This is a genomic window from uncultured Campylobacter sp. (assembly GCF_938018145.1).
GTDB lineage: Bacteria > Campylobacterota > Campylobacteria > Campylobacterales > Campylobacteraceae > Campylobacter_A.
Window position 1 is genome coordinate 1 of sequence record NZ_CALIII010000116.1, and the last position, 5,731, is coordinate 5,731.

Below are 5,731 nucleotides of genomic sequence, written 5' to 3' on the forward strand. Positions count from 1 at the left end.
GAAATCGAGCACTCAAATACCGCCATTTTACGCTTTTCTGCGCTTTCGATTATTCTTTTTATACTGATTTCTTCAGGCTTTTGCGCGAGCATAAATCCGCCGTTTGCGCCCTTAAACGAAACCAAAATACCCTCTCTAGCCAAATTTTGCAAAATTTTAGCCAAAAAGCTTTTTGATATCTCAAGCTCGCCCGACATCGTATCGACGTCCGAGGGAGCGTCTTTTTGCGCTATGTAAATCAGTGAAAGCAGCGCGTATTCGCTCGCTTTTGTCAAAAGCATAAATTCCCCTTAAATTTTTTGCGGATATTTTATTAAATTTTATCTGCAAATTTGATTAAATCAATATTTTTTAAAACAGGTGCCGCATTTTTTGATTTTTATGATATAATCGCCTTTTTTAATCTCACCAATCAGGAGGTCATTATGGCTTTGGATTCGGCTAAAAAAGCAGAAATTGTTGCGAAATTCGCTAGAAAAGAAAAAGATACCGGTTCTCCGGAAGTTCAAATCGCATTGCTAACCGCAAGAGTCGAGGAGCTAACCGAGCACCTAAAAATCTACAAAAAAGATCACTCGTCTCGCCTCGGACTACTTAAGATAGTAGGTCGCAGAAAACGCTTGATGAAATATCTAAAAGCTAAAGATTACGCAGCTTACACAAAAGTTATCGCTGAGCTAAACCTCAGAGATAAATAATCATAGGCCCCAAATTTGGGGCTTTTCTCTTAAATTTTACTTTACTTACTTCAAATTTTAACAATTCAAATTTTAGATTCATAAAATTTCTAACGATAAAACCAAATTTAACCTACTATTACATTAAATTTATTCAAATTTTCCCGCGCGCCACTCATTTCACCCAAATTTTACCTTTCTAACCTTGAGCTCACTACGCTAAAGTTATCTAAACAAATTTTTTTAACTCTAGCCCTTGACAATTATCCGCTCAATGTTGTATAATGCGCCTAGCAATTTAAAGGAGAGAGTGCTAATATGATAAAGGTGAGCAAGCGAGATCTGATACTTGATTCTATCATTCAAGCTTATCTTAGCGACAACGCTCCGATCGGCTCTAGCGAGCTTGGTTCGCGTATGGCGATGTCGATCCCGGCCTCTACGATTAGGGTTTATTTCAAAAAGCTCTCCGACGAGGGCGCGATTACTCAGTTTCACGTTAGCGGCGGTAGAATTCCGACGGCTGCGACGATGAGAGATTATTGGCGAGCTAGGTTAAATTTTGGTGAGACGCTAAATATCGCAAATCCTAGCCTACTAAAGTTGCTAAGCGATAAATTTGAAATTTACGCGATGGTTTTTGAAAGCAAAACCCAAACGCTAAACGAGGTCTTAAATTTAAACAATAGATTTTTGATTTTGAGCTTTAGCGAGGACGAGATAGCGCTCAAATTTAACTCGAAGGTAGAGAAGTTTTTGAGCAATCTCATTGGCATAGATCTTGATAGACTCGAGCTTACCTGTATGCAGGTGGGTCTAAACGAGCTAAGAAATAAGATAGCTGAACTAAAACGCACTAAAATTCGCTTTTTAGAAAACGAAAAGATAGCGCTTGAAATTTTCGGCGAGAGCTTTAAAAACGCGCTAAGCCCTAGTTTTGAGATGGTTTTTGACTCAAATTTAGTATTTTTTGGCGAAAATTACCTAGGCATGAAGTTTGGCGTAAATTTTGATGGCAAAGAGGCTAAAATGCTTTGCGCGGGCAGTATTTATAATGATTATGAAAGATTTTTAAACAACCTAAAGGAGGCGGCATGAACGAGAATGAAAACGTAGAACTTGAGCAGCAAATCCCGTCAAATTTCGACGAGAGTATCAGCTTTGAGGGCCTTGACGCGAAATACGTCGAGCTTCAAAAGCAGCTCGAGGAGCTAACGGATAAGTATTATAGAGCCAATGCGGACTTTGAAAACATCAAAAAGCGTTTTGAAAAGGAAAAAGCGGACATTGCGACATATGCAAACGAGAAATTTGCGCGGGATCTGCTTCCGGTGATAGACGCGCTTGAGATGGCGGTAAATTTTGAAACCGAAGGCGACGAATATGCGGCAAAAATCAAAGAAGGAATTTATATAACGATAGATCAGTTTAAAAAATGTTTCGAGAAAAACGGCATCACCGCGATCGAAGCGAACGAGGACTTTGATCCGAATTTCCACAATGCAATGCTGCAAGTAGAAAGCGAAGACGTGGAAAAAGGCAAGATCGTGCAAGTGATACAAAAAGGCTACCTCATCAACGGCAGAGTTTTACGACCTGCGATGGTATCGATAGCAAAGTAAAATTTGAAAGAAAAATCTAATAAAAAGGAAAAACAATGGCAAAAGTAATAGGTATAGACCTAGGAACGACGAATTCATGCGTAAGCGTGTATGAGAGAGGCGAAAGCAAGGTAATCCCGAACAAAGAGGGTAAAAACACGACTCCTTCGGTTGTGGCGTTTACCGATAAGGGCGAAATTTTAGTAGGCGACAGCGCAAAACGCCAAGCCGTCACAAACCCTGAAAAAACCATCTACTCTATCAAAAGAATAATGGGCCTAATGAGCAACGAGAAAAACGCGCAGGAAGCTAAAGCTAGGTTGCCGTACCACGTCGTAGATAGAAACGGTGCGTGCGCTATCGAGATCGCGGGCAAAGTCTACACTCCGCAAGAAATCTCGGCCAAAGTGCTAATGAAGCTAAAAGAGGACGCTGAAAGCTATCTGGGCGAAACAGTCGTAGACGCCGTCATCACCGTGCCTGCGTACTTTAACGACAGCCAAAGAAAGGCGACGAAAGAAGCAGGAACGATCGCGGGACTAAACGTGCTTCGTATCATAAACGAGCCTACCGCGGCGGCTCTTGCTTACGGTCTAGATAAAAAAGAGTCCGAAAAGATCATGGTTTACGACCTAGGCGGCGGTACGTTTGACGTTACGGTGCTAGAAACAGGCGATAATGTGGTCGAGGTTTTAGCTACCGGCGGTAACGCGTTTCTAGGCGGCGATGATTTCGATAACCGCCTAATCGACTGGCTAACGAGCGAATTTAAAAGCGACTCGGGCATCGATCTAAAAACCGACGTGATGGCTATGCAGCGCCTAAAAGAGGCAGCCGAAACGGCTAAAAAAGAGCTAAGCTCGGCTCAAGAAACGACGATAAATTTACCGTTTATCACCGCCGACGCTACGGGTCCTAAACACCTCACAAAGACGCTAACTAGGGCTAAATTTGAAGGTATGATCGAGGATCTGGTCGCTCAAACGATCACCAAGATAAACGAGGTCGTAAAAGATGCCGGACTTGACAAAAAAGATATAAAAGAAATCGTCATGGTGGGCGGCTCGACGCGCGTGCCTTTAGTTCAAGAAGAGGTCAAAAAGGCGTTTGGCAAAGAGCTAAATAAAAGCGTAAATCCGGACGAAGTCGTAGCTATCGGCGCGGCGATCCAAGGCGCGGTTATCAAAGGCGACGTGAAGGACGTGTTGCTCCTAGACGTCACTCCGCTAAGCCTAGGTATCGAGACTCTAGGCGGCGTGATGACAAAAATCATCGAAAAAGGCACGACTATCCCGGTTAAGAAAAATCAGGTATTTTCAACCGCCGAGGATAACCAAAGCGCCGTCACGATCCACGTGCTACAAGGCGAGCGCGAATTTGCCCGCGACAACAAGTCTTTGGGTCAGTTTAACCTAGAGGGCATCCCTGCTGCTCCTCGCGGAGTGCCGCAGATCGAAGTAGAGTTTGATATCGATGCCAACGGTATCCTAACGGTCTCTGCTAAAGATAAGGCTACCGGCAAAGCCCAAAACATCACGATCTCAGGCTCAAGCGGCCTAAGCGAAGACGAGATCAACAACATGGTCAAAGACGCCGAGCTACACAAAGAGGACGACAAAAAGCGCAAAGACGCGGTCGAGGCTCGCAACCAAGCCGACGCACTAGCGCACCAAACGCAAAAGAGCCTTGATGAGCTAGGCGAGAAAATCCCTGCCGAGGACAAAGAGCGCATCCAAAAGGCGCTTGACGAGCTAAAAGAGACGCTAAAAGACGAAAACGCGAGCAAAGAGCAGATCGACGCGAAGGTCAAAACTCTAAGCGAAGCCAGCCACAAGCTAGCCGAAGCGATGTATAAAAAAGACGGCGCCGCGGGCGAGCAAGCAAACGGCGGCAAGAAAAAAGACGACGACGTCATCGACGCCGAAGTCGAGTAAAATTTAGCCCTTGTTTGTGCAAGGGTTTTAAACGCAAATTTAAGGTTTTAGCGTTTTTACGCGCCCTTAAATTTGCCCCGCCCGTTAAATTTGACGGGCGGATTTTTATAAATCTCTAAATTCGTTATCTCAAATTTACCCAATCCAAATTTGACTTCAAGTAGTTTTTGACCCGCTTGTTTTTTGCAAATTTGCCGCTTCGCCGGTAGATTAAATTTGACCATTTTCAGCACAATCCTTAACCAAAATCATCAGTTTGGACTACCGATTTAAATATAATCAAACAAAAAAGGTCCTAAATGTATCTATTTTTCCTGATCGTTCATATTTTGAGCGCCGTCGCCTTCGTCGGTTACGTGTTTTTCGACGTTTGTATATTTCCGTTTGCCAAAAAGCACATAGACGAGGACACGCTGGCTCGCGTCAAAAAAGCCTACACCAAAGGTAGCGCAAAGGTTTTCGGTACGGCGTTTTTGATGTTAATTATCAGCGGCGTTTATATGGCAAAGGATTATTTTGGCGGCGAGAACGGATGGCTGGGTAGCTCGTTTCAAATTTTACTCGCGACCAAGATCGGCGTGCTAGGGCTAATGTGCCTAATCACGGCGATATCGCTCTTTTACGTCTATAAGCTCAAAAAGCCCGATCCCTTCGGCAAATACTCGCACGTCATCGCCCTTGTTTTGTGCATCGTAATGATAATTTTGGCTAAAGTAATGTGGAGAGTTTAGTAGAATTTAGAGCGTTAAACGCTCTAAATTTTGTCATTTTTTTTGAGTTTGGCTTAAATTTGACGTGTCGTCGCCGAATAAATTCTTAAAAAACCCTTCTTTAAAACCCCCGGCCGGCAAATACATATCTCGTAGCAGCCAAAACAACTCCGAGCCCACAAATCCATTTTTACGCGCTTCGGCCTTTAAAAGCATTTTCGTAAGAGTGTCTTTATCCATCTTTTTATCGCCGAATATCTCATAAGTGTAGAGCATATCAGCGGGCAGTAGTCTTTGTAGTAAAAAAGCACTTAAACACGAGTAGTCTTTGTCTAAATACGTGTTACCGTCTCTCATAAAAAGTTCATTTTTCTTAAAAATGCAATCTGTAAAAGAAGCCAAATGTTCTGCTTTTATATAATTTATAATTTCCTCATCACTACGATTTTCCCTTTTATTAGAATAATCCAAAATATACTTTATTTGATCGTTAACTTTTTTTATATTATCCTCACCTTTTTCCCTATCAAAGCGATCAACAAACTAAAAATATTGTGTTGCCGCTCTAGCTTGATCTTTAACCACGCCTATCCCAAGCCAATACAGATAACCTAAATCATAACATGCATACGGCACGCCTTTTTGGCAGTAAATTTGCAAGTCGCTCGCGTATTTTTCAAAGTTATGCGCTTCAAAATCCTTGCCGCTACCGGGGCCGTTTATATACTCTTTTAAAAGAGCGTTATAGCTGGCCGTATTTATAGGTGTAGCAGTATCACTAGCAAACACATGCCCCGTCAAAACCGACG

Annotated in this window: 8 protein-coding genes and 1 pseudogene; 5 read left to right on the plus strand and 4 right to left on the minus strand. The window is 42.8% G+C overall.

All coding sequences use genetic code 11. From position 1 onward, the window contains the following. Positions 1-281, minus strand: a 281-nt coding sequence (locus Q0338_RS02535) for an Rrf2 family transcriptional regulator (RefSeq protein ID WP_298085389.1), incomplete at its 3' end; no start/stop codon positions are given. A gap of 144 nt (positions 282-425) precedes the next feature. Between Q0338_RS02535 and rpsO the strand changes: the two genes are divergently transcribed. From rpsO to dnaK, 4 genes are all read left to right on the plus strand, one after another. Next, positions 426-698: a 30S ribosomal protein S15 gene (gene rpsO / locus Q0338_RS02540; protein WP_002952011.1), complete on the plus strand. Its 273-nt coding sequence runs from the start codon at positions 426-428 to the stop codon at positions 696-698. A 297-nt stretch (positions 699-995) separates the two neighbouring features. Continuing rightward, positions 996-1,775: an HrcA family transcriptional regulator gene (locus tag Q0338_RS02545; RefSeq protein ID WP_298085390.1), complete on the plus strand. Its 780-nt coding sequence runs from the start codon at positions 996-998 to the stop codon at positions 1,773-1,775. Next, positions 1,772-2,299 (plus strand): nucleotide exchange factor GrpE, encoded by a 528-nt coding sequence (gene grpE / locus Q0338_RS02550; protein WP_002946505.1) that lies wholly within the window; start codon positions 1,772-1,774, stop codon positions 2,297-2,299. Before Q0338_RS02545 ends, grpE begins: the two co-directional genes overlap by 4 nt. A 35-nt stretch (positions 2,300-2,334) precedes the next feature. Beyond that, positions 2,335-4,212 carry a molecular chaperone DnaK gene (gene dnaK, locus Q0338_RS02555; RefSeq protein ID WP_298085391.1) on the plus strand — a complete coding sequence of 626 codons (1,878 nt, stop codon included), beginning with the start codon at positions 2,335-2,337 and terminating at the stop codon, positions 4,210-4,212. Positions 4,213-4,268: 56 nt separating this feature from the next. On the opposite strand, the gene Q0338_RS02560 is transcribed toward dnaK, so the two are convergent. Then, positions 4,269-4,436, minus strand: a complete 168-nt coding sequence (locus tag Q0338_RS02560; protein WP_298085392.1) for a hypothetical protein — start codon at positions 4,434-4,436, stop codon at positions 4,269-4,271. Between the two features lie 75 nt (positions 4,437-4,511). Here Q0338_RS02560 and Q0338_RS02565 point away from each other — a divergent pair, with 75 nt between their 5' ends. Further along, positions 4,512-4,943: a trehalose-6-phosphate synthase gene (locus Q0338_RS02565; RefSeq protein ID WP_298085393.1), complete on the plus strand. Its 432-nt coding sequence runs from the start codon at positions 4,512-4,514 to the stop codon at positions 4,941-4,943. A gap of 33 nt (positions 4,944-4,976) precedes the next feature. Here the strand turns inward: Q0338_RS02565 and Q0338_RS02570 are convergent, their stop codons facing one another. Both Q0338_RS02570 and Q0338_RS02575 read right to left on the minus strand, forming a co-directional pair. Next, positions 4,977-5,279 carry a hypothetical protein gene (locus Q0338_RS02570; protein ID WP_298085394.1) on the minus strand — a complete coding sequence of 101 codons (303 nt, stop codon included), beginning with the start codon at positions 5,277-5,279 and terminating at the stop codon, positions 4,977-4,979. A 186-nt stretch (positions 5,280-5,465) separates the two neighbouring features. Beyond that, positions 5,466-5,731, minus strand: a pseudogene (locus tag Q0338_RS02575) (hypothetical protein); the annotation flags it as partial.